Here is a 22,539-nt window from a genome sequence, read left to right as displayed (position 1 = left end):
CGTGATGTGTTAAATTTACCGCCTGCAGCTGATGGATGCTTCTCTTATGCCACGTATACCTGCCACCTCTGGTTACTGGTTGTAACAGTACATCATTTTATAAGCATTTAAAAGATAAGCTGTTACAGGCACTGCCTATACCTTAAGTTTTAGGATTAACATTGAATCTTGCAGGGATTATTTTCCCAATAATACAATAGGCAGGGCAGGCACAACATATAGGAGGTTTATTCCTTTTTTACGCTTTCAGCCTTTCATTTGCAGCCCATATACCCGTATATTTGATCTCTGTATACCTGAACCGTCACTAACTTATACCTTACCAACATTATGTCGCACACCCCGGAGGGCATCTTGGAGCAATTAAAGAAAAGGCAGTTCGCACCTGTGTATTTTCTGCAGGGTGAGGAGCCTTTTTACATTGACCAGATTGCTGACTTTATAGAGGCCAACGCGCTTCAGGAGCACGAGAAAGGCTTTAACCAGGTAGTGGTTTACGGTAAGGACGTGGATGTGGCCACGGTGCTGCTGCAGGCCAAGCGTTTCCCGATGATGTCCGAGCGCCAAGTCGTGATCGTGAAGGAGGCGCAGAGTATTGTGGACCTAGAACGGGAAGAAGGAATCAAACAGCTGGAGGCCTACCTGCAAAACCCGTTGCCTTCTACCATACTGGTCTTCTGCCATAAGCACAAAACCCTGGATGGTCGTAAATCGCTGGGCAAAGTGGTACAGAAACATGCCGTGCTGCTGACTACCAAAAAGCTGTATGACAACCAGATACCTGCCTGGATCACTGGTTACGTGAAAAGCAAAGGCCTACAGATCAGCCCCAAAGCCGTATTGCTGCTCAGCGAATTCATCGGCGCCGACCTGTCACGGCAGGCCAACGAGATAGACAAACTGCTGATCAACCTGCTGCCCGGGCAGATGATAGACGAGCGGGTGGTACAGGAGAATGTCGGTATCAGCAAGGAGTACAATATTTTTGAGCTGCAATCGGCGCTTATTGCGCAGGACGCACTCAAGGCCAACCGGATTGTTCTGTATTTTGAGGCAAACCCAAAAAATAATCCCCTTATACCTAACCTGAGTCTGCTCTTTACGTTTTTCACCAAGCTTTTGACCCTACACCAGTCTGCAGATAAGTCTGAGTCCGGGGTGCGGAAGAGCTTGGGCAACCGGGGTTTCTTAGTAAAGGAATACATGCTGGCGCTACGGGTATTTCCGCTTTCGCGTGTGGTAGATATCATATACCATATCCGGGTGGCCGACCTGCAGGTGAAGGGTATATGCGGCGGCGATATGAGCGAATCAGAAATTTTAAAGGAACTGGTTTTCAAGATATTGCACCCCGTACCGAGAACATTAGCCTATCAATAAGCACAATTTCACGCGATCAGCACAATATTTGCTGCTACTGCTGCATTGTATAGAGGTGTGAGGTGTTTCCTGGAGCTTATCAGCCCGATGTTTATCACCTATGGTTCGTGCGGTTATCGATTTTTAATTAACTTTGAGTTTGCCTTTCGGGCATGGCGCTTGCGGGCGCTTAGACCTGTTTTCTAAGAATAAGCCATAAGAATAGCTCATAAGCGAGCAGTAAGATACATATGAAGATAGCCTATAAAGTAGCGCTGGCATCGGTTTTGGCTGGAGGAAGCCACATAGCGGTGGCCCAGCACACCCAGGTGTTCACCGCAAAAGACAAGCACTACCATGAAGGCGTGGAGCTGTTTGACCGCGCCAAGTACGGAGCGGCTCAAGAGGCTTTCCGCAAGTACATCAACCTGATCGGTGACGATGCCAAGACCGCAGACGCGCAGTATTACTATGCCCTGAGTGGCCTATACCTGCTGCACCCCGACGCCGAACAGCTGATCCTGAACTTCACCCGCAAGTTCCCGACCCACCCGAAGACTACCCTGGCGAACTACGAACTGGGCCTTTTCTACTTCGAGAACAAGGATTACAAAAAGGCGGTGGAGAAGCTGGAGAGCGCCCCGACACATCTTCTGAGTATCAAGCAGAATAAGGAGCTGGAGTTTAAGCTAGGCTATTCTTACTTCGCTAACAAGGATTTCAAAAACGCCAAGATCTGGTTCGATAAGAACAAGACGACCGGCTTTAGAGAGGACGAGCACCGCTTTGCCTATGCCTCTAACTATTACGCCGGTTACATTGCCTACCGCGAGGGCGACTACGACGCTGCCAAGGCTGACCTGCTGATCGCAGAGAAAAATGAAGCCTATGCGCAGATCGTGCCTTACATGATCACCGAGATTCTGTACAAGGAGCAGGACATTTTCGAGGTGATCAAATACGGGGAGGCGGCTTTGGCCAAAACCCCGAAAGTGCAACAGGCAGAAGAAATTGCGCTTCTGGTAGGCGACGCGTATTACCAGCGAGCCGAATACAAAAAAGCCGAGGAGTATTTTAGCCAATATGCCCAAGGCAAGCGCAAGCTGGATCCGGTGATCCAATACAAGATTGCCTATACCGATTACAAGAACGGCAACTATAAAAACGCGATTGCCAACTTTAAGGAGGTAGCCAGCAAAAAGGACGAGCTTGGCCAGAATGCGGCTTACTACCTGGGTTTGAGCTACCTGCGTGAGGACAATAAGCAGTATGCCCTCACAGCCTTTGACCAGGCCCGCAAGAATGACAAGGATAGAAAGATCACGGAAGCAGCTACCGTTAAATTTGCGCAGGTAAGCTATGAGCTGGGTAATTTCCGCGACGTATTCAACTCCCTGCAGAATTTCAACCAGGAATTCCCTAAGTCTGAGCATACCGCTGACGTGGACGCCCTGCTGACAGAAGCCTACTTCAACTCCAATAACTACTCAGAGGCAATCCGACACATCGAGAATATGCCGGACAAGAGCTATCGCATGCTGGAGACTTACCAGCGCATGACGCACCTGTACGGCGTGAACCTTTACAATGAAGGCAAATTCCCGACGGCGGTTACCATGCTGGAAAAATCACTGCAGTACCCTTATGACAAGGAGATCACTGCGGCCAGCCACTTTGTGAAAGGGGAGGCTTTCTCGATGGGTCAGCGTTACGTGGATGCCATCAACAGCTACGCCGCTGTGTTCCGCAACAGCGATGCCCGCAAGTCAGAGTATTACATGAAGTCGCGCTACGGTATAGCCTATGCTTACTATAACAGCAAGGAGTACGACAAAGCGATGCCGCACTTCAAGGCCTACGTGGACGGCACCAGCACCAGCGACCCGAACCACTACGATGCCATGATGCGACTGGCGGACCTGCATTATGTGAAAAAACAGTATGCACCTGCCCTGGCGCTCTATGACAAAGTACTGGCCTCTAATTCCAACGACAAAGACTACGTGTACTTCCAGAAAGGCATTGTACAGAGTCTGATGGGCAACAAAGAAGCGGCCAAGCAAAACCTGCAGACCGTTTACAGCCAGTACCAGAAGTCGCGCTATGTGGAACCCGCCATGTACCAGCGTGCCATCATCGATTTTGAGGCTGGCAACTACCAGTCAGCTGTTTCTGGTTTCACGGCGCTGATTCAGGGAAGGCCGCAAAGCCGCCTGCTACCGAATGCCCTCGAGAAGAGAGGTATAGCCTATGCTAACCTGGGCCGTAATGCGGAAGCCGCCGCTGACTACAAGCGCGTGCTCGACGAATTCCCGAACTCCCGCTCTGCCAGTGGTTCTCTTTACAGTCTGCAGGAAGTGCTGGCTACCCAGAACCAAAGCGCTGAATTTGATACGTATGCGGAGAAATTCAGAACGGCAAACCCGGAAAGCAATGCCTTGGAAAGCATTGAATTTGAAGCTTCTAAAACACTGTATTTCAACGAGAAGTACGATCAGGCGGTCACCAAACTGGAGAACTACCTGAAGACCTATCCGAACAGCCCTTATGTGAGCGAGGCCAACTACTTCCTGGCGGACTCTTACATCCGGGTGAACCAGCCGGACAAGGGCTTGCCGCTCATGAAAGCTGTTGTAGAGGAGAACAAGAGTGAGTATGTGAACCGTGCGATTCAGAAAGTGGCGGACGCTGAGTTTGAGAACAAGAACTACGCAGAGGCGATCAAGTATTACAGCCGCCTGCGTGACACGGCCACAAACCGCCGGGAGCAGCAAACCGCTTTGACTGGCCTCATGAAGAGCCACTTCCTGGCAAACGACTATGCGGCATCAAAGCGCATCGCCAACGAGTTGATCAGCCAGGGTAACTCCGCACTCTATGTCTTTAACACGGCACAGCTGTACAAAGGCAAAGCGACCTATGCCGAAGGTAATCTGGACCAGGCTCTGAAAGAGCTGCGTGAAGCGGCTGCATCGGCAACTGATGAAAACGGAGCGGAAGCGCATTACCTGGTAGCTGAGATCCTTTACAAGCAGAAAAAATATGCAGAGTCGATCGATGTTGCCTTTGACTTCAATACGAAGTTCTCCAGCTATGATTTCTGGTTGGGCAAGTCTTTCCTGATCATCGCAGACAACTATGTGGCGCAGAACGAAACCTTCCAGGCTACATCCACACTTAACTCCGTTATTGAGCACTCACCGGTGCCGGAGATAGTAGCAGAGGCAAAACAGAAGCTGGCCAAATTGGGTGGTGCTCCAAGCACAGCCCCGGCTGACTCAGTGAAGGGAAGAAAGCGATAATGCATCATGAAGAGAAATAGCAACATGAAGAATAGATTGAAAAAAGCTTCCATAGCAGCGATTGTGCTGTGTGCCGGGTATAGCTTTCTGAACAGTGCCCAGGCGCAGACAACAGGTTGGGGCGAAGGGGCTAAGCTACAGGATTCTGAAGTAGTGGTGGAGAAGGATCGCAAGATCGAACTGCCGCGGGCTTCGCGTAACTACCAGAAATTTGCGGTGGTGGCTCCTGAGCCGGGTGAGCGCAATGTACGTTATCGCTTCAATGACTACCGCCTCGAAGGCCAGGATGTGGACCTGCAGATGCGTGTGCTCACCATCAAACAGGACGAGCTGACCAAACTGTATGGCAATTATATAAAGGCAGGTATAGGCAACTACGGTACGCTATACCTGAAAGGTTATTTCCATAACAAGCGCAGCAACGTAGCTTCTTACGGAGCCGATGTTAGCCACATCACGTCTGCCAGAGGACCGGTAGACGGGAAAAATTCCGCTGTGACTAACTCCGCCATTAACCTGAACGGCGAATCGTATATGCAGGGCCTTACCTTAGGTGGCAAACTGGGCTACGGACGCGATAAGTACCACTTTTACGGGTATAGCCCGGAGCAGGAGACTACCGTGGACCGCGACACCATCAGCCAGGTGTTCAACCGTGTGAATGCCGAAGGGTATCTGCACAACCATGGCGCAGGTATGCCGCTCTTGTTCAAAGCAGGTTTGAACGTAAACTACCTGAATGACCGCTACGACATGCGGGAGACGAACATAGCAGCCAAACTGAACACCGAGTATGGCCTGGATGATGTGTCCGCTTTCAAGGTGGATGCTGACCTGTCGCTAGTGTCGCACAAAGACTCTGCTTCGGTTAGCCGTACCCTGTTCAAAGTGCATCCGCAGTACGAACGCCAGCTTAATGCCATCCGGCTTTCGATTGGTGCCAACATTGCATACACAGGTGATACTGTGAACGACGCCCGCAAATTCAATGTATACCCAACGGTGCGTGTAGGAGTGGAGCCTATTAAAGGTAACCTGTTGATTTACGCAGGTATAGGGGGCGATCTGCAAAGGGTTACTTTATATCAGTTAACACAGGAGAACCCATACCTGGCGCCGAATGTTCGAGTGGCTGACCAGAACAAAGGGCTGGAGGTATACGGTGGTATGCAGGCCAACATTGCCAACTTTGTGCATCTGACAGGTCGTGTGGCCTACCAGAACTTCCGCAACATGTACTTCTACAACAACTCGGCAAGCGATTCTACCAAGTTTGACCTGGTGTATGACGACGGCGTTACAAATGTTTTGAATATTTATGGAGAGGCAACTTTTAATTATTCAGACGAACTGCGGATAGGATTAAAGGCTGATTATAACAAGTATAGCACAGCTACCTTAGAGCAGGCATTTCACCGTCCGGAGTTGATGGCTAGCGTTTTTGCCACTTACAACTTCTATGACAAGATTCTCTTTAATTCAGAACTTTACTATATTGGGAGTTCTTTCGGGCGCATTCACCGACCTGACGGCACATTCGGGCTGCGGGAGACGGACTCGATCGTGGACCTGAACCTGAAGGCCGACTACAGGTTCTCCAACAGATTCACAACTTTCCTGATGGTGAATAATTTGTTTGCGCAGAAGTACGAAAGGTTTGTAAATTACCCCAACAAAAGTATCAACCTGATAGGAGGAGTCTCTTATTCATTCTAAGTGCCTATGGTAGAAAAGCACATCAAGCACCTGCTCTATAATCACGACTGCGTGATCATACCTGATTTTGGCGGGTTGATTACGCGCTATGTGCCTGCCCGGATCAATCCGGTGAAGCATACGCTGGTGCCGCCGTCCAAAAAAATTGCTTTCAACGAAAAGCTTGTCCTGAACGATGGCCTGCTCATCAGCACCATCGCTTATGCCAACAACAGCTCGAAAGAAGAGGCCAGGCAACTGGTCCTCTCTTTTGTGCATGAGGTACGAACCCGCCTGGAGAGCGAGCAACGTTTTGAGCTGACTGACATCGGTGTATTCAAGTACAACCACGAGCAGCGGTTGGTATTCGAATACACAGAAGGAGACAACCTGCTGGAGGCAAGCTTCGGCCTGCCCGAGATTGTCGCCAGGCCGATCCGCCATGAGGAGCCGGCCGTGCTGCGCACGCTCATCAAGGAGCGCCAGGCAGCAGAGCCTGCACCAGCCAGAAAACCTTTCAAAGCCCGACTGAAGCGCGCCTACCACGTGGCTGCCGGTCTGGCCCTGACAGGTTTGGTCGGAACAGCCTTGTACATGCTTTCCCTTCAAACAGACTATAACCTGAGCAGCCTGTACCCGACGTCGCTTATAAGTGACGACAAGCAGGCGAATGAAAACGTAGTTGCTGCTTCTATACCTGTACAGCAGGAAGGTATGCCAGGACAGGCTGCTACTGCTGATGTACTGGATGTAACTGAAGCAGGTATGGTAGATGGCACAGATGCTTGGGGCGAATCTTCCAGTAGTACTTTCGGGGGCGATGCTCAATATGCTGCAGATGAATCCGTTAAAGAGAAGGACGAGTCAGTTGAAGCAGTGGCAGCACCAGCTCCTGTCACTACCACGGTGAGTGATAAAGACGGACGCTTTTATATTATTACGGGCGGTTATGCCCGCATGCTGAACGCGGAGTTCAGCCGCCAGGAGATTGCGGAGTTCGGCCACGAGGCCAAAGTTTTGGAGCCTGGTAAAGGCAGCAGGCTCTTTAAAGTATCTGTAGCGGACTTTGCCTCGGCGGAAGAGGCGCAGGCTGCCATGAACACGTACAGAAAATCATTCGGAGAAAATATTTGGGTTTATAATAATTAACATGACATCTCTCTTCTTACAAATTACAACGACTCCTGCTGACACGACTTCTATGTTGATGGATGGAGCAGAAACAGCGGAAAACTCAGTTTCGTTGATGGACCTGGCGATGGCGGGTGGCTGGGCCATGATCCCGCTGCTGCTTTTATCGCTGGCTGCCGTGTACATTTTCTTCGAGCGTTACCTGACCCTGATGAAGGCCTCTAAAAACCCGGATGGTTTCAGCGACCGCATTAAGAGCATGGTATTGGCTGGCGACATTAACGGTGCCCGCATGCTGTGCGCTCAGACAAACACACCGGTAGCCCGCATGCTTGGCAAAGGCATCAGCCGCATCGGCAACCCGCTCAAAAACATTGAAACCTCTATCGAGAACGTTGGTAAGATCGAAATTAGCAAGCTCGAGCGAAACCTGGCTTCCCTGGCAACCATTGCAGGTGCTGCTCCGATGCTGGGCTTTCTTGGAACTGTAACAGGTATGATTCAGGCTTTCATCGCCATTGCCCAGGCGGAAGGTACCATCAGCCCGCAGCTGCTTTCAGGCGGTATTTACCAGGCGATGGTGACAACAGCCGCAGGTCTTATTATCGGTCTGCCTGCCTATGTAGGGTACAACTACCTGGTGTCCAAAATCGACAATATTGTGCACGGGATGGAGTACTCTTCAATTGAGTTTATTGATCTTCTACAAGAACCACAACTTTAAGCATGAATTTACGCTCTAAAAATAGGATCAACCCCGAGTTTAATATGTCGTCGATGACCGACATCATATTCCTGTTGCTCATATTTTTCATGCTTACCTCAAACTTCGTGGCACCTACCGGCCTACCTGTTAGTTTGCCTACAAGCAAGTCATCTACCATTGTCATCCAGAAGATCAGCGTGACTATTACGCCGGACTTAAAGTATTTCTTAAACGGAAAAGAGATCGCTCTTTCGGATCTTGAACCACAATTGGCAGCACTTTTGCAGAACGCAGAAGAAGGTGTGGTTGTCCTGCATGTTGACAAGAGTGTTCCGGTGGAGTACCTGGTAAATGTTGCCAGTGTGGCGGCAGGTCTGAACGCGAAAGTAACGCTGGCCACAACGCCGACAGAATAATAAGTACTGAGATGGAGATAGCATTAACCAAGGAAGAAGAAAAAAACAAGAAAATTGCGGCAGGTATAAGCATTGCCCTGCACGTGATTATCGTGTTGCTTTTATTCTACCTGCTGGCTTGGAATGGGGCACCGGGTAAGCCGGACAAGGAAATGGGCATTGAGATTGATTTTGGGATGGATGCCGTGGGCAGCGGCAGTGTGCAGTCGAAGGCTACTCCAAATGAGTCGAAGAACGTACAGGATAGCAAGCCTGCTCCAACGCAGCCAGAACCACTGCCTGATCCAAAGCCTGTCGCAGCTGCTACGCCAACACCTCCAACTCCGGTTGAAACGCCTAAGGTTGTCACTACGACTGCCGATGCGCCCGTGGTTGTGAAAGAGGAAGCAAAGCCTCAGCCGAAGCCACAACCGAAAGAGGAAGTGAAAAAGCCGGTAGAGAAGCCTAAGGAGGAAGTAAAAAAGCCTGAGCCTGAAAAGCCTCGCGCGCTATACCCTGGCAAGCCGACGGAAAGCACGGGTACTGGTAAAAGCGGTACTTCGAACGAAGCAACTGGTAACAACAATGGCGACGACGCCAACAAAGTAGGTGATAAAGGTGATCCGCGAGGCATCATGGGTGCCAAGAACTACGAAGGCACACCCGGTGGCGGTGGTGGAGGCGATGGTCTGGATATGGCCGGCTGGCGCTACGATATTTCTCCGAAGCGCGACCCTTACGAAAATGAAACAGGTTTTGTGAAGTTCCGCATCCGCATCGACGCTGACGGCAACCTGATCGGCATCGACCGACTAGAGAGCACGGTGTCGCCACACGTAGAGAAGTGGTACCGCGAGCAGCTACAGAAGACAACCTTTAGCCGCATCGGTGGGAGTAGAGCCACATCCGGTGCCACCGGCACGGTTACCTTTGTGATCAGATCACGCTAACTTCTATTGATTTCATGACTTATCAAGAATGTCTTGATTACTTATACCAACAATTGCCGATGTTTCAACGCATCGGCAATGTTGCTTTTAAGAAGAGCCTCGACAACATCATAGCCCTTTGCGATGCGCTTGGTCAGCCGCAGCATAAGTTTAAGACGGTGCACGTGGCAGGTACCAACGGCAAGGGCAGTAGTTCGCACATGCTGGCAGCCGTGCTTCAGAGCGCCGGCTACAAGACGGGCCTCTATACCTCGCCGCATCTCAAGTCCTTTACCGAAAGGGTGCGCGTGAACGGTGTTGAATTGCCACAGGATTACCTGATCCGCTTTGTGGAGCAGCACAAGGGCCTGTTTGAGCAGGTAAAACCTTCCTTTTTTGAGATGACTGTGGCGCTTGCCTTTCAGTTTTTTGCTGACGAGCAGGTGGATGTCGCCGTGATCGAAGTAGGCCTGGGCGGCAGACTAGACTCGACAAACATCATTTCGCCTGAGCTTTCGCTTATTACGAATATCGGGCTTGACCACCAGGCATTGTTAGGCGATACACTGGCCGAAATAGCTGGCGAGAAGGCCGGCATCATCAAGCCCCGTATACCTGCGGTGATCAGCACCAAGCAAGCTGAGATCGTGGAGGTGTTCGAGCGTAAGGCTGCTACTGAAGAAGCGCCGCTGTATTTTGCCACCGATACTATTCGCATACAAGTGTTAGAGCAGCATCTGGAAGGGCAGGTATATGACGCATACCTGGACGACAAGCTGTGGCTGCCTGCGCTCCAGTCCGACCTGGCAGGGATATACCAGCAGTTTAACCTGCCCGGTGTGCTCAAATCATTGCTGCTGCTTCGTGACCGGGGCTTTACTATTTTGGATGAAGCCATACGTCAAGGTATAGCTAACGCTAAATCCATCACAGGCCTAAAGGGTCGTTGGCAGGTATTGGGTAATAACCCTTTAACTATTTGTGATACAGGTCATAATGTAGATGGCATTAAACAAATACTTGCTCAGTTGCGCACTCTTAAACCCAGGCAGGTCCACATGGTGTTCGGAGCCGTAAATGACAAGGATGTGACGACTATTCTGCAGCTATTGCCTAAGGATTATACCTATTATTTCTGCCAGGCCCAGATTCCGCGCGCTTTGCCAGTGGCAGAACTACAGGAAAAAGCCGACAGGGTTGGTTTGCAAGGCAATGCTTATGCATCCGTGAGCGAAGCCATTGCGGCGGCCAGGGGAAATGCGAAACCGGATGAGGTAATTTTTATTGGAGGTAGTACCTTTGTGGTCGCAGAGATTGACGAATTATAAGAAATGGGAAGAAGTAAATTAGCAAAGTTTGCCGCCATAGCGGAGCGTGAGAATGTGATAGAACCGGAAGGAGAACTCTACGGTCAGTTGAAAGGCAAGTGGCGGGACGAGTTTTTCGAGAATGACAATCCTCTGATTCTGGAGATAGGCTGCGGACGTGGGGAGTATACGGTGGGAATGGCCCGCCTGTATCCGGACAAAAACTTCCTGGGACTGGACATTAAGGGAGCACGGATTTGGAAGGGCAGTTCGCTGGCGGAAGAGGAAGATCTGCACAATGTGGCTTTCCTACGCACCTTCATCGAGAACCTGGAAGATAACTTTGCAGAAGGAGAGGTGGACGAGATTTGGGTGACCTTCCCAGACCCGCGACCAAAAGACCGCGATATTAAGCGTAGGCTTACTTCACCGCGTTTCCTTGACCTGTATGCCAAAATTCTAAAGCCTGGCGGCATCCTTCACTTGAAAACCGACAACCAGATGCTCTTTGATTATACTCTGGAAGTGTTGGGAGAGCGTGATCCGAAAGACCTGCTCTATACCTCTAACCTGTACCAGTCCGATCTGCAGGAGCATACCATGGGCATTTACACTACTTACGAAAAACGCTATCTTGCCGAGGAGATCACCATCAAATACCTGCAGTTCAAGGTATAAGACAGCTGGTATTATCGCGAATAGTTTAAAACAAGACGGTCTGCCATACCTAGGTATAGCAGACCGTCTTTATTATTTCGGCATGGTTACCTCGTAGAATTTCAAGGTATACAAGGTATAGCAAGTCTAATAAAGAAACTCAAGTTCAGGCCCGGTGCACGATTCGGACAAGTCGCGACCTGTCCCTACAAGTGATCATATTTTCTAAAAGACTCTACTACAAGGCTCTTCGGGATTGATAAATCCCGAAGCAAACGGCCGGGGATTTCCTAATCCCCGCGTGTAAGCTGGAAGGTATAGGGGGACAAGGATGTCCCCGGCAGAAATGCTTCCGGACATGGATGTCCGAAAGAGCATTCAGGGCATTTAGTTTGAGAACGTTCAGGATGGTCTATGCCTGTGAACGGGGTTACAGCTTAAAGTCGCTAGATCTCAACTCTTAAACTCCTCAACTCCGAAACCCCCTAATTTTCTTCTATCTCTTCAAAGATTTCCTGAAGCTCGTCAAAGTCTTTTAGACCAGGCTTGATCTCGTGACCACCGCGCAGGCCGATGCCGGCAGGTTTGATTTCTTTCAGGACGGTATTGATATTTTGACGGTGAACTCCGAAGCCCAGGTATACCTGGAATCGTTTCGAGATGTTCTTGAGGAACTTGATATTGGTGTCGTCGATGTTATCAAAATCTGATGAATAGATCAGGAAGCTGTCAACAGACGGGCTGTACAGCTCCATCATTTCCAGCAGTTCACTTTCTACCGTGTCTTTATTGATGAAAACCTTCTGGATAACCGGACGGTTGATCTCTTCGATTTCGTCGATCAGGTAGGGCGTATCGAGCTGAATGTAGTCGAGGCCGAAGTCATCGGCGTACTGGTTGATGATATCGGGCTTGGCACGCTCAAACTCGCCGGCCAGTTTTACGCCAGATACCCAGCCCACAATTTCCTTCAACGTATCGGAAGTCATCCGTTCCTTGTCATCCAGTTTCAGGTTAAAGCTGATAATATCAACGCCCATGCCGGCGCAATAACGAGCATCGCTCAAATTGTTTATTCCGTTTACTATTACGGAGGTACGTAAGCCCATAGCAGTCTATCTTTTTAGAACCGTGTCGGTTCTGTTCGTCTTATTTTATTCCAAAGTAAGTCCCAAATCGGGTACAATGCCATATTTTTTAATGTTTTTTTTAACGTACTACCTCTTTCCAAATTGTTGTCGCTACAATATTTGCCCGGCTGAATCTTTATTAGTGCCCTGATGTTACTATCTTTGTAGTAAAATTATAGCAATTCGAATTACAATACTGAAGATAAATGAGTAAGTTAGGAAGGGTATTGGTAGCCATGAGCGGCGGCATTGACAGCTCCGTGGCGGCAGTGATGTTGCACGAGCAGGGCTATGAAGTAGTGGGGATGACCATGAAGACATGGGACTACGCATCGAGCGGTGCCAGCAAGAAGGAAACCGGCTGCTGCAGCCTTGACTCGATCAATGACGCCCGCAACATAGCCGTGCAGCTTGGCTTCCCGCACTATATCATAGACATACGCGAAGAGTTTGGTGATTTTGTGATCAACCACTTTACGGACGAATACATAGCCGGTCGCACGCCAAACCCATGCGTACTGTGCAACACACACATTAAATGGGATGCCTTGCTGCGTCGTGCTGACCAGCTGGGTTGCGATTTTATCGCTACCGGACACTATGCCAACATCCGCGAGGAAAACGGTCGCTATGTAATCTCCAAGGGACTGGATGAGAGCAAGGATCAGTCCTATGCCCTGTGGGGTATCTCACAAAAGAGTCTGGCCCGTACTATTTTCCCATTGGGAGGGCTGCGCAAGACCGAGATTCGCCAGATGGCGATGGACCGCGGCTTTACCGAGCTAGTGAATAAGCCAGAGTCTTACGAGATCTGCTTTATACCTGACAACGACTACCGTAGCTTCCTGAAGCGTCGCGTAGAGGGTCTGGAAGAGCTGGTGGCCGGTGGAGAGTTTGTGCTTGAAGACGGTACTGTTGTAGGCAAGCACGAAGGGTATCCGTTTTATACTATCGGGCAGCGTAAAGGCCTGGGTATAGCGCTTGGTTTCCCGGCGTATGTAACCCGTATCGAAAAAGACGCTAACCGCGTGGTGCTGGGCAACTACGAAGACCTGGCCAAAAACGCCATGACCGTGGGCAAGCTCAACATGGTGAAGTACGAAAACCTGATCGGTCAGCCTATACCTACCATTACGAAAGTAAGGTATAACGACCCGGGTACAGAGGCTATTATCGAGCAGGAAGGCGATAAAATGAAAGTACACTTCCTAAGAGGTGTGCACGCGATCGCGCCTGGGCAGGCTGCCGTGTTCTACGAAGGCAACGATGTGATCGGTGGTGGCTGGATCGAGACGAACTTTAACTCAGACTATAACCTGAACGTGTTGCAATAATGAGAAGAGCCCTTTTGCTTCTGGTTGTGCTGTCCGCTTTTGTGGCTGGCTGCGAAAGTAAATACAAGGACCCCGACCCGGTCGCGATGGGCTACGATTATTATCCGTTGGAGATAGGGCAGTACCGGGTATATAACGTGGAAGAAACGATATATTTCGGTGATGAACCTTCCAAGCTCAATTACCAGTTGCGTGAGCGGGTAGATACAAGCTTTATCGACCAGACTGGTCAGCTTGTTTACAAGATTATTCGATCTAAACGACCGACAGCAACTGCTTCATGGCTGGATGATTCGGTGATGACAGTGGCCAAGAGCACGACCATGGTCATGTTAACCAAAAACAACACGAAATACGTGAAGCTTGTTTTTCCTGTAAAAAACGGGATGGAGTTTGTCGGCGATTTGTATAATACGTGGCAAGTGGCGGAGGGCTCAGTTAACAAGATTCGAAACAACAAGGAGGTTTATACTTTCCAGTCCGTAGGTGAAAACTACGTACTGAATGATCAAAATTATCCGGTTACAGCCACCGTATTACAAAATTTCAGATCCCTTGGTACTGTACACGATGACCGTTTTGAAGTTTATGCAGAAGGTATAGGCCTGGTGCATCGCGTTTCCGACCGATTGAATTACAAAGATTGCCAGGGTGGTGCAGGCTGTGTTGATGGATTTAAAATCGATAGCGGCCACGAACGGGAAGAAATCTTAATCGAGCACGGTAAACTATAAGACTAATTATGCGATCTCTGACCATGTTCGTCTGCCTCCTGCTACTAGCCCTTTCTGCAAAGGCGCAGGGGCCTGGCGGCACAGAGCAGAAGCATCTGATCTACTTCACTGATAAGAATAATTCTCCTTTTACGGTAGCACAACCAGCGCTATACCTTTCAGCCAAGGCGATCGAACGCCGGAGCAAGCAGGGTATAGCGCTTTCCGTTCGTGACCTGCCTGTTAACCCAAGTTATGTGAGCGGGCTGAAGGCATCGGGCGCGAAGGTGCTCTATACCTCCCGTTGGTTCAATGCAGCTATCGTGCAATGCTCTCCTGAAAAATTGGCCGAGTTGCAGACGCTTGCTTACGTAAAAGGAGCCCAACAACTCAACCGCTTGCCTACAGCAACTTCCGGCAAGAAAGGCACGCAATCCAACGACAGTTTAAAGCTTGCCAGCGCTTCTTTCGACGCTTCTTATTTTGGTCCCTCATTCCACCAGTCCAACATGCTGGGTATACCTGAGTTGCATGCGGCTGGCTACCAGGGTGAAGGTATTACCATTGCCGTGTTCGACGCCGGTTTTCCGGGCGTGAACAGCATCAATGCTTTCTCACACCTTTTCCAGAATGGTCAGTTAAAGGGTACTTATGACTTTGTAGGCAAGAAGAAAGACGTTTACGGGCACAGTCAGCATGGCACATCGGTGCTATCCACGATGGCTGCTTATGAGCCAGGCCGCATCGTGGGAACAGCCCCCAAAGCCGACTATTACCTGTTCCGAACAGAAGATGCGACCACTGAGCATAATATTGAGGAGGTGAACTGGCTACTGGCTGCTGAGTTTGCCGATAGTGCCGGGGTAGATGTGATCAATTCTTCACTCGGCTATACCTCGTTCGATGCGCCTTCTTACAGCTATACCTACAGCGAGCTCAACGGCAACACCACCATCATTACCCGCGCAGCCGATCTGGCTGCCGCTACCGGTATGCTGGTCGTGACGAGCGCCGGCAACGAGGGCAATAAAGCCTGGCGCTATATTTCCGCACCCGCCGATGCCGACTCTGTGCTCACCGTGGGCGCCGTGGACTCGCTTGGCGTACAGGCGATCTTCAGTTCAGTGGGTCCCACGGCCGATCAAAGACTAAAACCGGATGTAGTGGCGATGGGGCAGCAGGTATACGTGCTGTCTTCTTCAGGCAACTTAGGTCGTTCCAGTGGCACCTCTTTCTCAGGACCAATCATGGCGGGGATGGTCGCCTGCATCTGGCAGGCCCGCCCAAAGCTCACTAACATGGAATTGCTGGAACTGATGCGTCAACTGGGGAGCAACTACAACAACCCCAACAACACCATTGGGTACGGCATACCTACTTATACCCGGCTCGTTACCGGTCTGGCCGACGAACAGGCGATTGGTGTCAGCATTACTAATCCCGTGTCGGAAGAGCCAATTGTATTGCATATGGACGAGAACTGGCAGCAGGAGCATGCAATAGCCCGACTCTATGATACGGCCGGTAAGTTGGTCCACTCCCAGCTACTGCCAGCAAATCAAGCGGTACAAACGCTCAATATCAGACCTTCCCTTCTCAAAAAAGGCATCTACCTCTGCCAGGTGAGTTCCAATAGCAGAAACGCTACCCTGCGCTTTGTCAGACTCTAATACCCGTGGGTTTTTTTTTCACACGATGGATTCTATCTTAATTTCTATATTTGTTTCATGAAACCAATTATCGCTCCTTCTGTACTCGCTTCCGATTTTGCCAATTTGCAATCTGAAGTAGAAATGCTGAACCAAAGCCAGGCTGACTGGCTGCACATCGACATCATGGACGGCCGTTTTGTGCCGAACATCTCTTTCGGTTTTCCTGTGCTGCAGGCCATCCAGCGCCATGCTAAAAAGCCGCTGGATGTGCACCTGATGATCGTGGAGCCGGAGCTTTACATTGAGCAGTTCAGAGAGGCAGGCGCGGAGATCATATCGGTGCACTTGGAAGCCTGCAATCACCTGCACCGCACCATTCAGCAGATAAAAGCAACGGGAGCCAAGGCAGGTATAGCCCTCAACCCCCATACTTCCGTACAACTCCTCGACGATGTGATCGCGGACGTGGATCTGGTATGTTTGATGTCGGTAAACCCGGGCTTTGGCGGTCAGAAATTCATTGAAAATACCTACCGAAAGATCGAAGCTCTGAAAAACCTGATCATCGCTCGCAATTCCAAAGCGCTGATTGAGATTGACGGCGGTGTGAACCAGCATAACGCTCCTTTGATGCTTGAAAAGGGTGCCGATGCCTTGGTGGCAGGTAGCTTCGTGTTTAACTCAGCAGATCCGTTGCAGACCATCGCCAATCTGAAAAACCAGGCTTAATTTCAAACCTAAACATCCTCTATGCACCGATATCTTGCGGTATGGCTCTTGATGCTGCTGCCAGCAGGTGTCTTTGCACAGCAGGGAATGATAAAGGGTACGGTTCTGGACCAAAATCGCCAGCCACTCGAAATGGCGACGGTAGGGGTGCAGGGCCGTACCCTTGGCGTTCAAACCGATTCCCAAGGCAGGTATAGCCTGAAGGTACCAGTTGCTGAAGACTTGGTGCTAGTCGTGCGCTACCTCGGTTACAAGCAGCAGGAGCGGGCTGTGCGCCTCGAGACAGGGCAGGAGCTGGTGCTCGACTTTATATTAGAAGCCGATCCGCAGCAATTGCGACAGGTGGATGTGCGCGGCAAACGCGAGGACGACACCCGCGAGCAAGTCAGCGTCACCCGCCTGGATCCGACACTCACCAAAAACCTGCCGTCCGCTTTCGGCGACTTTAACATGATTCTGGCTACGCTGCCTGGCGTTACCAGCAACAACGAACTGTCCTCGACCTACTCTGTGCGAGGTGGCAACTACGACGAAAACCTGGTTTACGTCAACGGCATCGAAATTTACCGCCCCTTTCTGATCTCTGCTGCGCAACAAGAGGGTCTGAGCTTTGTCAACCCTGATCTGGTCGCCAATGTCGAGTTCTCCTCCGGGGGCTGGCAGCCCAAGTATGGCGATAAATTGTCTTCGGTGCTCAACATCCAATACAAACGCCCGACGGACTTTGCCGGCTCTGTGACCGGCAGTCTTACCGGTGGTGCCATCCACCTGGAGGAGGCGTCCAAGAACAAGCGCATCTCATACCTGATGGGCCTGCGCCACAAGAATAGCAGGTACATGTTGCAGGGGCTGCAGGTAGACGGGGAGTACCGACCTACTTTTACTGACGGACAGGTATACCTGAGCTTTGATCTGGGCAAAGAGCCGGAGCGCACGACACTGGGACTGTTGGGGAGCTATGCCCGTAACAATTACCGGGTAAAGCCACAGACCCGAACAACGACCTTCGGTACCCGACAGGCGCCTCTCCGGCTGCTAGTTGAATACGATGGACAAGAAAACATGGAATACGATACCTACCAGGCAGGAGCTAACCTAAGCCATCAGGTATCAGACAATTTACTGACAGAATTCATTGTGTCGGGTGTCCACTCACTGGAGCGGGAGTTTCGGGATATAGAGGCCTTGTACCGGTTGTGCGACGTAAACACGCTCGGTCGCAACGATAAGGGCGAATGCCTGCGTGATCGGGGCATTGGCAGTCAGTTTGATCATGCCCGCAATGCTCTGATGGCGATGGTACTGGCAGCTGAGAGCCGTACTACCTGGCGGCTGAGTTCCCGCAGCACCGTGCTGGCCGGAGCCAAGGCCAGTCTGGAGCGCATCAACGACCAACTGGCTGAATATGGTTTTGTGGATTCCTCCGATTATGTGACCATGGCTTACCAGCTTGATTCTGAAGTAAGCCTACACACACAGCGTTACAACGGCTATGTGCAGCATACCTACGAGTTGGATTCGCTCAAAACGATCACGTATGGTCTCCGGGCCAGCTACTGGAGCTATAACAACGAGCTGACGATCACGCCACGGGTGCAGTATTCCTTTATCACCCGCCATAATCCCGACCTTTCTTTTAAAGCAGCTGTCGGTCTTTACTACCAACCGCCCTTTTACCGGGAATTGCGCAACTTCCAGGGTGAGCTAAACCCCGATCTGAAAGCCCAGCGCTCCCTGCATGCTGTCGTGGGCAGCGACTACCTGTTCAAAGCCTGGGACCGCGACTTTAAGCTGACGACCGAGGCCTATTACAAACACATGACCAATGTGGTACCTTATGATCTGGATAATGTACGACTGCGCTATTATGGACAGAACAACGCCAAGGCCTACGCAGCAGGTATAGATGTGCGGGTGAACGGGGAGTTTATACCTGGAGCGGAGTCCTGGTTGAGCTTGGGTCTGATGCAGACGCGCGAGAACGTGCAGGGCGACTCCAGTCTGGTCTATAACAGTTCGGGTGAGATAATAGGAAGTCAGGATCGGGGTTATTTGCGCCGTCCGACAGACCAACTGGTAAACATTGGCGTGTTTTTTCAAGACCACCTGCCCGATACCCCAACTGTGCGGATGTACCTGAACGCAGTGTATGGTAGTGGGCTGCCCTTCGGCCCGCCTAACCGTCCGGATTTCCGCAATGCCTTTTCAGGAAAGTCCTATAAGCGCGTGGACATTGGTTTTTCGAAGCTCATTGCCTTGGGCGATGACCTGACGGAGCGAAAGAAAGTATCGTTGGAGAGCCTTTGGATTGGCCTGGAAGTACTCAACATCATCGACGCGCAGAACCGCATTTCCTACAGCTACGTCACGGACGTGAATAACCTGACTTACGCTATACCTAATTTCCTGACAGGCCGTCGTCTCAATCTTCGTTTCATTGCCCGCTTTTAAGCAAAAATAAAGCGGGGCTCCGTTTGTTACCGGAGCCCCGCTCTTTTTTGCTATACCTGTGTTACCTGCGCTTTTTCCATTCATTGTACGCCGACTCGATTTCCCGTGCATACGTCTGATAGCTTTCCGGCTCTTTCGGTCCCAATTGCATGGCCTTCGCACTTAAGTTAGCCGCTACCTGGTATTCTCTGTTCAAGGCATACAGCCTGGCTTTCACCCAATTGTTAAAGAAATTCTCTTTTATGGAGATGGACTTGTTGATGTATTCCAAGGCCTTCTCATGCTGGTCTTTGCGTGAGGTCAGGTAATCGGCAGCCTGTGCCCAGGTATACCAGTCATCTGGAGCTGCTGCTTTCAAAGCCTTGTTGATGTTTGCCAGCGCCTTCTTCTCGATTTCTGTTTCAATACTGATTGACACTTTTGAATTCTCCCAGGTCAGATTCAACGTACCCGTGTTGGTGCTGATGTCGCTGAAGGCAAATTGCAATGTTTCCTGGAAAGGAATTTTAGTTGGTGTTACCCGCAGGTATGCCACGTCATTTAGTTCACTGTAACCTTCCAGACCCCAAAGCGTCGTGTCTTTGTTCAGCACAATATTCCATTCCGTCTCGTTTTCTGGCAGAATAAAGAAAGAGTAAGTACCTGCCGGAACACGTTCGTGGTTCAGGAATAGATCGTCTTCGAAGGTGATCAGCGTAGCCTCGTTGGCACCAGCTCGCCAGATTTTACCATAAGGCACAAGCGATCCGAAGATCTGTCGCCCTTTAACACCCGGTGCATGGTAGCGCACCGTTATCTCAGTCAGTCCGATGGTTTGTTTTACCATAGCGGCAGGGCTGGCCTGCGGCAATTTGATCTGGGCGGCGGCTTGCTCACTTAGTGCGAAGCATAAAACAAGGGCCAAAAAACTGAGCAGATACTTCTTCATGATCTATATACGTGTGACGTGTCTTTGATAGTATAGGCTGTTACCGAAAAAACTATGCCAAAGCTACAAAAAAATATATATCAAATTTTTGATACAAACTTAGCTAAAAATTGCACTGGTTTTAAAGGTCGCCATCATAATAACATGGCATAAACAGGGAGTTTGGGCATATTATTGGATGAAAAGGTTGCTAACATGGGGTGAACAGTAGTTTTGATTTTGTATTTAATAAAAATAACTTAAATAAATGTTTGAATAGTATAACCATTTGTGCTTAAATTTGTATAATGATACTATAAATTTAAATATTATTCATTTGATTGATATCTCCTACCAAGAGCATCTCATTTCCTACCTGCCTGCAGGTAGCCGGACATGACTTGCTCTTTTTTGATTTGAGCCAGGAATACGCAAGACCTTTTTATTCTACTGTTGCGCTCCAGAATGACGTCAGGAGCGAGTTAAAAATGTAAACCCTTTATTTATAACCCTTTACTACTGCTTTATGAATGGTAAACTTTTACTAACACACATTGCGAAGTGGCGACTGCTGTATGTAGTCACGTTATTAGCTTCGCTTTCCTTCTTTGGCGTGAACGCCTTCGATAATTATGCGCCAACGGTGATGTCCGACAAGGATGATTACGTTCCTGGCGAAGTCGCTATTATAACAGGCTACGGTTGGACCCAAGACAGCCTAGTAGACATTCACTTGGAAGAAACTCCCTCGCATGATCATCATCATGGTTATCATGATACAAAGGTTAATCCGGATGGTACATGGACAATTAGGTATCCAATTGAGGATAGACATCTGGGAGTAATGTTTACAGTAGTTGTGGAAGGTAAACAAAGCGGAGCTAAAGCCACTACAGTCTTCTATGATGCCAATGTTAATTTTACTGCTTCAGGATTAAGTGGGACTGGAACATACAATATCGTTGCATCCTATACAATTACTGGAGGGGCATCTACCAGAACTGGAACAAAACCTTTTGTTTACCCAGGACCTTCTGGCACTCCTAATATTGCTGTGAATCAAGGAGAGACTATCACAGTTACATTTAATGATATAATTATTGATGGAGTTACTTATTCTGCTCCAAATCGAACTTTTGCTAGTAACAATAACGGTAATAGTGTTACAACCTTAACTGCAGCGTATGCCCCAGTTTGTACAACACCTGCTACACCAGTAGTAACTGTTGTTAATAATTGCAATGGTACTTCAACATTATCGACAACAGCTTCAGGTTCACTTTTGTGGAGTACCGGCGAAACTACCGCTTCTATTACGGTTGCATCTGCTGGAACATATACTGTAACGACTACGGTGACTGGTGGCTGTCGAAGTGCAGCAGGTTCAGGAACTGCGGCCCCTAGAACAACTCCAACTGCTCCAGTGGTGACGGTAGTAGACAACTGCAACGGTACCTCGACGCTTTCTACTGACGCGGCAGGCAACCTTCTGTGGAGTACCGGGGAAAGCACTTCAACTATCACAGTGTCAAGAGTAGGCACATACTCAGTGACAAAAACCGTGAATGGCTGTACTAGCGCTGCTGGTTCTGGTACAGCGAACCCTAGAATAACTCCAGATAGACCAACAATCAGTGCTGCTTCAAGCACTACCGTCTGCCCGGGTAGTTCTGTGGTATTAGCCTCCTCTGCTTCAAGTGGAAATCAATGGTATAGAGGTGGAGTGGCAATTGATGGAGCAACAACCCAATCCTTTACAGTAAGTGAGAGTGGTTCTTATACAGTTATTGTGACTGCTAATGGATGTTCTTCTTCTATATCAAATGCAATAACCGTGACGGTCGTTGACGAGACTAATCCAACGATCACGGCGCCAGCGGCAGTGACAGTAGCGGCGAATGCCTCTTGCCAGGCCACGGGCGTGGAACTCGGCACACCAGAGGCAGGCGACAACTGCTCGGTAGCTTCGGTGACCAACAATGCCCCAGCCACTTTCCCACTGGGCGATACAGACGTGATCTGGACTGTGACTGACGGTGCTGGTCTGACCGCGACCGCGACTCAGACCGTGACGGTCGTTGACGAGACTAATCCAACGATCACGGCGCCAGCGGCAGTGACAGTAGCGGCGAATGCCTCTTG

Annotated in this window: 18 protein-coding genes; 15 read left to right on the top strand and 3 right to left on the bottom strand. The window is 49.9% G+C overall.

Features of this window, described 5'->3' with window-relative positions; genetic code table 11:
* The first annotated feature begins 330 nt into the window (after window positions 1–330).
* The 9 genes from holA (at window position 331) to trmB (ending at window position 11,502) form a co-directional block, all read left to right on the top strand.
* Complete coding sequence (gene holA, locus Q4E40_RS18745; protein ID WP_303414373.1) at window positions 331–1,380, top strand: DNA polymerase III subunit delta; 1,050 nt, start codon at window positions 331–333, stop codon at window positions 1,378–1,380.
* A gap of 230 nt (window positions 1,381–1,610) precedes the next feature.
* On the top strand, window positions 1,611–4,661 hold the full coding sequence (locus Q4E40_RS18740) for a tetratricopeptide repeat protein (RefSeq protein ID WP_303414372.1): 3,051 nt from the start codon (window positions 1,611–1,613) through the stop codon (window positions 4,659–4,661).
* A 24-nt stretch (window positions 4,662–4,685) separates the two neighbouring features.
* On the top strand, window positions 4,686–6,377 hold the full coding sequence (locus tag Q4E40_RS18735; RefSeq protein WP_303414370.1) for a TonB-dependent receptor: 1,692 nt from the start codon (window positions 4,686–4,688) through the stop codon (window positions 6,375–6,377).
* Between the two features lie 6 nt (window positions 6,378–6,383).
* Window positions 6,384–7,505 carry an HU domain-containing protein gene (locus Q4E40_RS18730; protein WP_303414369.1) on the top strand — a complete coding sequence of 374 codons (1,122 nt, stop codon included), beginning with the start codon at window positions 6,384–6,386 and terminating at the stop codon, window positions 7,503–7,505.
* 1 nt (window position 7,506) lies between these two features.
* Window positions 7,507–8,211, top strand: a complete 705-nt coding sequence (locus Q4E40_RS18725) for a MotA/TolQ/ExbB proton channel family protein (RefSeq protein ID WP_425475185.1) — start codon at window positions 7,507–7,509, stop codon at window positions 8,209–8,211.
* A 2-nt stretch (window positions 8,212–8,213) separates the two neighbouring features.
* Window positions 8,214–8,609: an ExbD/TolR family protein gene (locus Q4E40_RS18720; RefSeq protein WP_303414367.1), complete on the top strand. Its 396-nt coding sequence runs from the start codon at window positions 8,214–8,216 to the stop codon at window positions 8,607–8,609.
* Between the two features lie 11 nt (window positions 8,610–8,620).
* On the top strand, window positions 8,621–9,538 hold the full coding sequence (locus Q4E40_RS18715; RefSeq protein ID WP_303414365.1) for a hypothetical protein: 918 nt from the start codon (window positions 8,621–8,623) through the stop codon (window positions 9,536–9,538).
* Between the two features lie 59 nt (window positions 9,539–9,597).
* Window positions 9,598–10,845 (top strand): bifunctional folylpolyglutamate synthase/dihydrofolate synthase, encoded by a 1,248-nt coding sequence (locus tag Q4E40_RS18710; protein WP_303414364.1) that lies wholly within the window; start codon window positions 9,598–9,600, stop codon window positions 10,843–10,845.
* A gap of 3 nt (window positions 10,846–10,848) precedes the next feature.
* Entirely contained in the window at window positions 10,849–11,502 is a 654-nt protein-coding gene (gene trmB / locus Q4E40_RS18705) for a tRNA (guanosine(46)-N7)-methyltransferase TrmB (protein WP_303414362.1), read from the top strand.
* A gap of 464 nt (window positions 11,503–11,966) precedes the next feature.
* Here the strand turns inward: trmB and trpF are convergent, their stop codons facing one another.
* Window positions 11,967–12,590 carry a phosphoribosylanthranilate isomerase gene (gene trpF / locus Q4E40_RS18700; protein WP_303414361.1) on the bottom strand — a complete coding sequence of 208 codons (624 nt, stop codon included), beginning with the start codon at window positions 12,588–12,590 and terminating at the stop codon, window positions 11,967–11,969.
* A gap of 227 nt (window positions 12,591–12,817) precedes the next feature.
* On the opposite strand from trpF, the gene mnmA reads away from it, so the two are divergent.
* The 5 genes from mnmA to Q4E40_RS18675 are packed head-to-tail and all read left to right on the top strand — an operon-like array spanning window position 12,818 to window position 19,490.
* The gene (mnmA, locus tag Q4E40_RS18695) at window positions 12,818–13,945 is read left to right on the top strand and encodes a tRNA 2-thiouridine(34) synthase MnmA (protein WP_188499610.1); all 1,128 of its coding nucleotides are present in this window, start codon (window positions 12,818–12,820) and stop codon (window positions 13,943–13,945) included.
* Window positions 13,945–14,679, top strand: coding sequence for a hypothetical protein (locus Q4E40_RS18690; RefSeq protein ID WP_303414358.1), 735 nt, complete (start codon window positions 13,945–13,947; stop codon window positions 14,677–14,679). The genes mnmA and Q4E40_RS18690 overlap by 1 nt, the downstream gene beginning before the upstream one ends.
* A gap of 8 nt (window positions 14,680–14,687) precedes the next feature.
* Window positions 14,688–16,328: a S8 family serine peptidase gene (locus Q4E40_RS18685; protein WP_303414357.1), complete on the top strand. Its 1,641-nt coding sequence runs from the start codon at window positions 14,688–14,690 to the stop codon at window positions 16,326–16,328.
* A 57-nt stretch (window positions 16,329–16,385) separates the two neighbouring features.
* Window positions 16,386–17,039 carry a ribulose-phosphate 3-epimerase gene (rpe, locus tag Q4E40_RS18680; protein WP_303414354.1) on the top strand — a complete coding sequence of 218 codons (654 nt, stop codon included), beginning with the start codon at window positions 16,386–16,388 and terminating at the stop codon, window positions 17,037–17,039.
* Between the two features lie 21 nt (window positions 17,040–17,060).
* Window positions 17,061–19,490, top strand: a complete 2,430-nt coding sequence (locus Q4E40_RS18675) for a TonB-dependent receptor (RefSeq protein WP_303414352.1) — start codon at window positions 17,061–17,063, stop codon at window positions 19,488–19,490.
* A gap of 61 nt (window positions 19,491–19,551) precedes the next feature.
* On the opposite strand, the gene Q4E40_RS18670 is transcribed toward Q4E40_RS18675, so the two are convergent.
* Together Q4E40_RS18670 and Q4E40_RS18665 are read right to left on the bottom strand one after the other, a co-directional pair.
* Window positions 19,552–20,418: a DUF2911 domain-containing protein gene (locus Q4E40_RS18670; protein WP_303414349.1), complete on the bottom strand. Its 867-nt coding sequence runs from the start codon at window positions 20,416–20,418 to the stop codon at window positions 19,552–19,554.
* A gap of 1,092 nt (window positions 20,419–21,510) precedes the next feature.
* Complete coding sequence (locus Q4E40_RS18665) at window positions 21,511–22,047, bottom strand: hypothetical protein (protein WP_303414347.1); 537 nt, start codon at window positions 22,045–22,047, stop codon at window positions 21,511–21,513.
* Between the two features lie 184 nt (window positions 22,048–22,231).
* On the opposite strand from Q4E40_RS18665, the gene Q4E40_RS18660 reads away from it, so the two are divergent.
* A partial coding sequence (locus Q4E40_RS18660; protein ID WP_303414346.1) for an HYR domain-containing protein occupies window positions 22,232–22,539 on the top strand: 308 nt, incomplete at its 3' end.

This window comes from Pontibacter coccineus, from assembly GCF_030546575.1.
GTDB lineage: Bacteria > Bacteroidota > Bacteroidia > Cytophagales > Hymenobacteraceae > Pontibacter > Pontibacter coccineus.
The sequence above is the reverse complement of the archived record's forward strand: the minus strand, read 5'-3'. Positions and strand labels throughout refer to the sequence as shown.

Coding starts and splice junctions, on each gene's coding strand:
- Q4E40_RS18730 (WP_303414369.1), top strand. CDS start 6,384: ATGGTAGAAAAGCACATCAAGCACCTGCTCTATAATCACGACTGCGTG.
- Q4E40_RS18675 (WP_303414352.1), top strand. CDS start 17,061: ATGCACCGATATCTTGCGGTATGGCTCTTGATGCTGCTGCCAGCAGGT.
- mnmA (WP_188499610.1), top strand. CDS start 12,818: ATGAGTAAGTTAGGAAGGGTATTGGTAGCCATGAGCGGCGGCATTGAC.
- Q4E40_RS18710 (WP_303414364.1), top strand. CDS start 9,598: ATGTTTCAACGCATCGGCAATGTTGCTTTTAAGAAGAGCCTCGACAAC.
- Q4E40_RS18720 (WP_303414367.1), top strand. CDS start 8,214: ATGAATTTACGCTCTAAAAATAGGATCAACCCCGAGTTTAATATGTCG.
- Q4E40_RS18685 (WP_303414357.1), top strand. CDS start 14,688: ATGCGATCTCTGACCATGTTCGTCTGCCTCCTGCTACTAGCCCTTTCT.
- Q4E40_RS18725 (WP_425475185.1), top strand. CDS start 7,507: ATGACATCTCTCTTCTTACAAATTACAACGACTCCTGCTGACACGACT.
- Q4E40_RS18735 (WP_303414370.1), top strand. CDS start 4,686: ATGAAGAATAGATTGAAAAAAGCTTCCATAGCAGCGATTGTGCTGTGT.
- Q4E40_RS18690 (WP_303414358.1), top strand. CDS start 13,945: ATGAGAAGAGCCCTTTTGCTTCTGGTTGTGCTGTCCGCTTTTGTGGCT.
- Q4E40_RS18715 (WP_303414365.1), top strand. CDS start 8,621: ATGGAGATAGCATTAACCAAGGAAGAAGAAAAAAACAAGAAAATTGCG.
- holA (WP_303414373.1), top strand. CDS start 331: ATGTCGCACACCCCGGAGGGCATCTTGGAGCAATTAAAGAAAAGGCAG.
- Q4E40_RS18670 (WP_303414349.1), bottom strand. CDS start 20,418: ATGAAGAAGTATCTGCTCAGTTTTTTGGCCCTTGTTTTATGCTTCGCA.
- trmB (WP_303414362.1), top strand. CDS start 10,849: ATGGGAAGAAGTAAATTAGCAAAGTTTGCCGCCATAGCGGAGCGTGAG.
- trpF (WP_303414361.1), bottom strand. CDS start 12,590: ATGGGCTTACGTACCTCCGTAATAGTAAACGGAATAAACAATTTGAGC.
- rpe (WP_303414354.1), top strand. CDS start 16,386: ATGAAACCAATTATCGCTCCTTCTGTACTCGCTTCCGATTTTGCCAAT.
- Q4E40_RS18740 (WP_303414372.1), top strand. CDS start 1,611: ATGAAGATAGCCTATAAAGTAGCGCTGGCATCGGTTTTGGCTGGAGGA.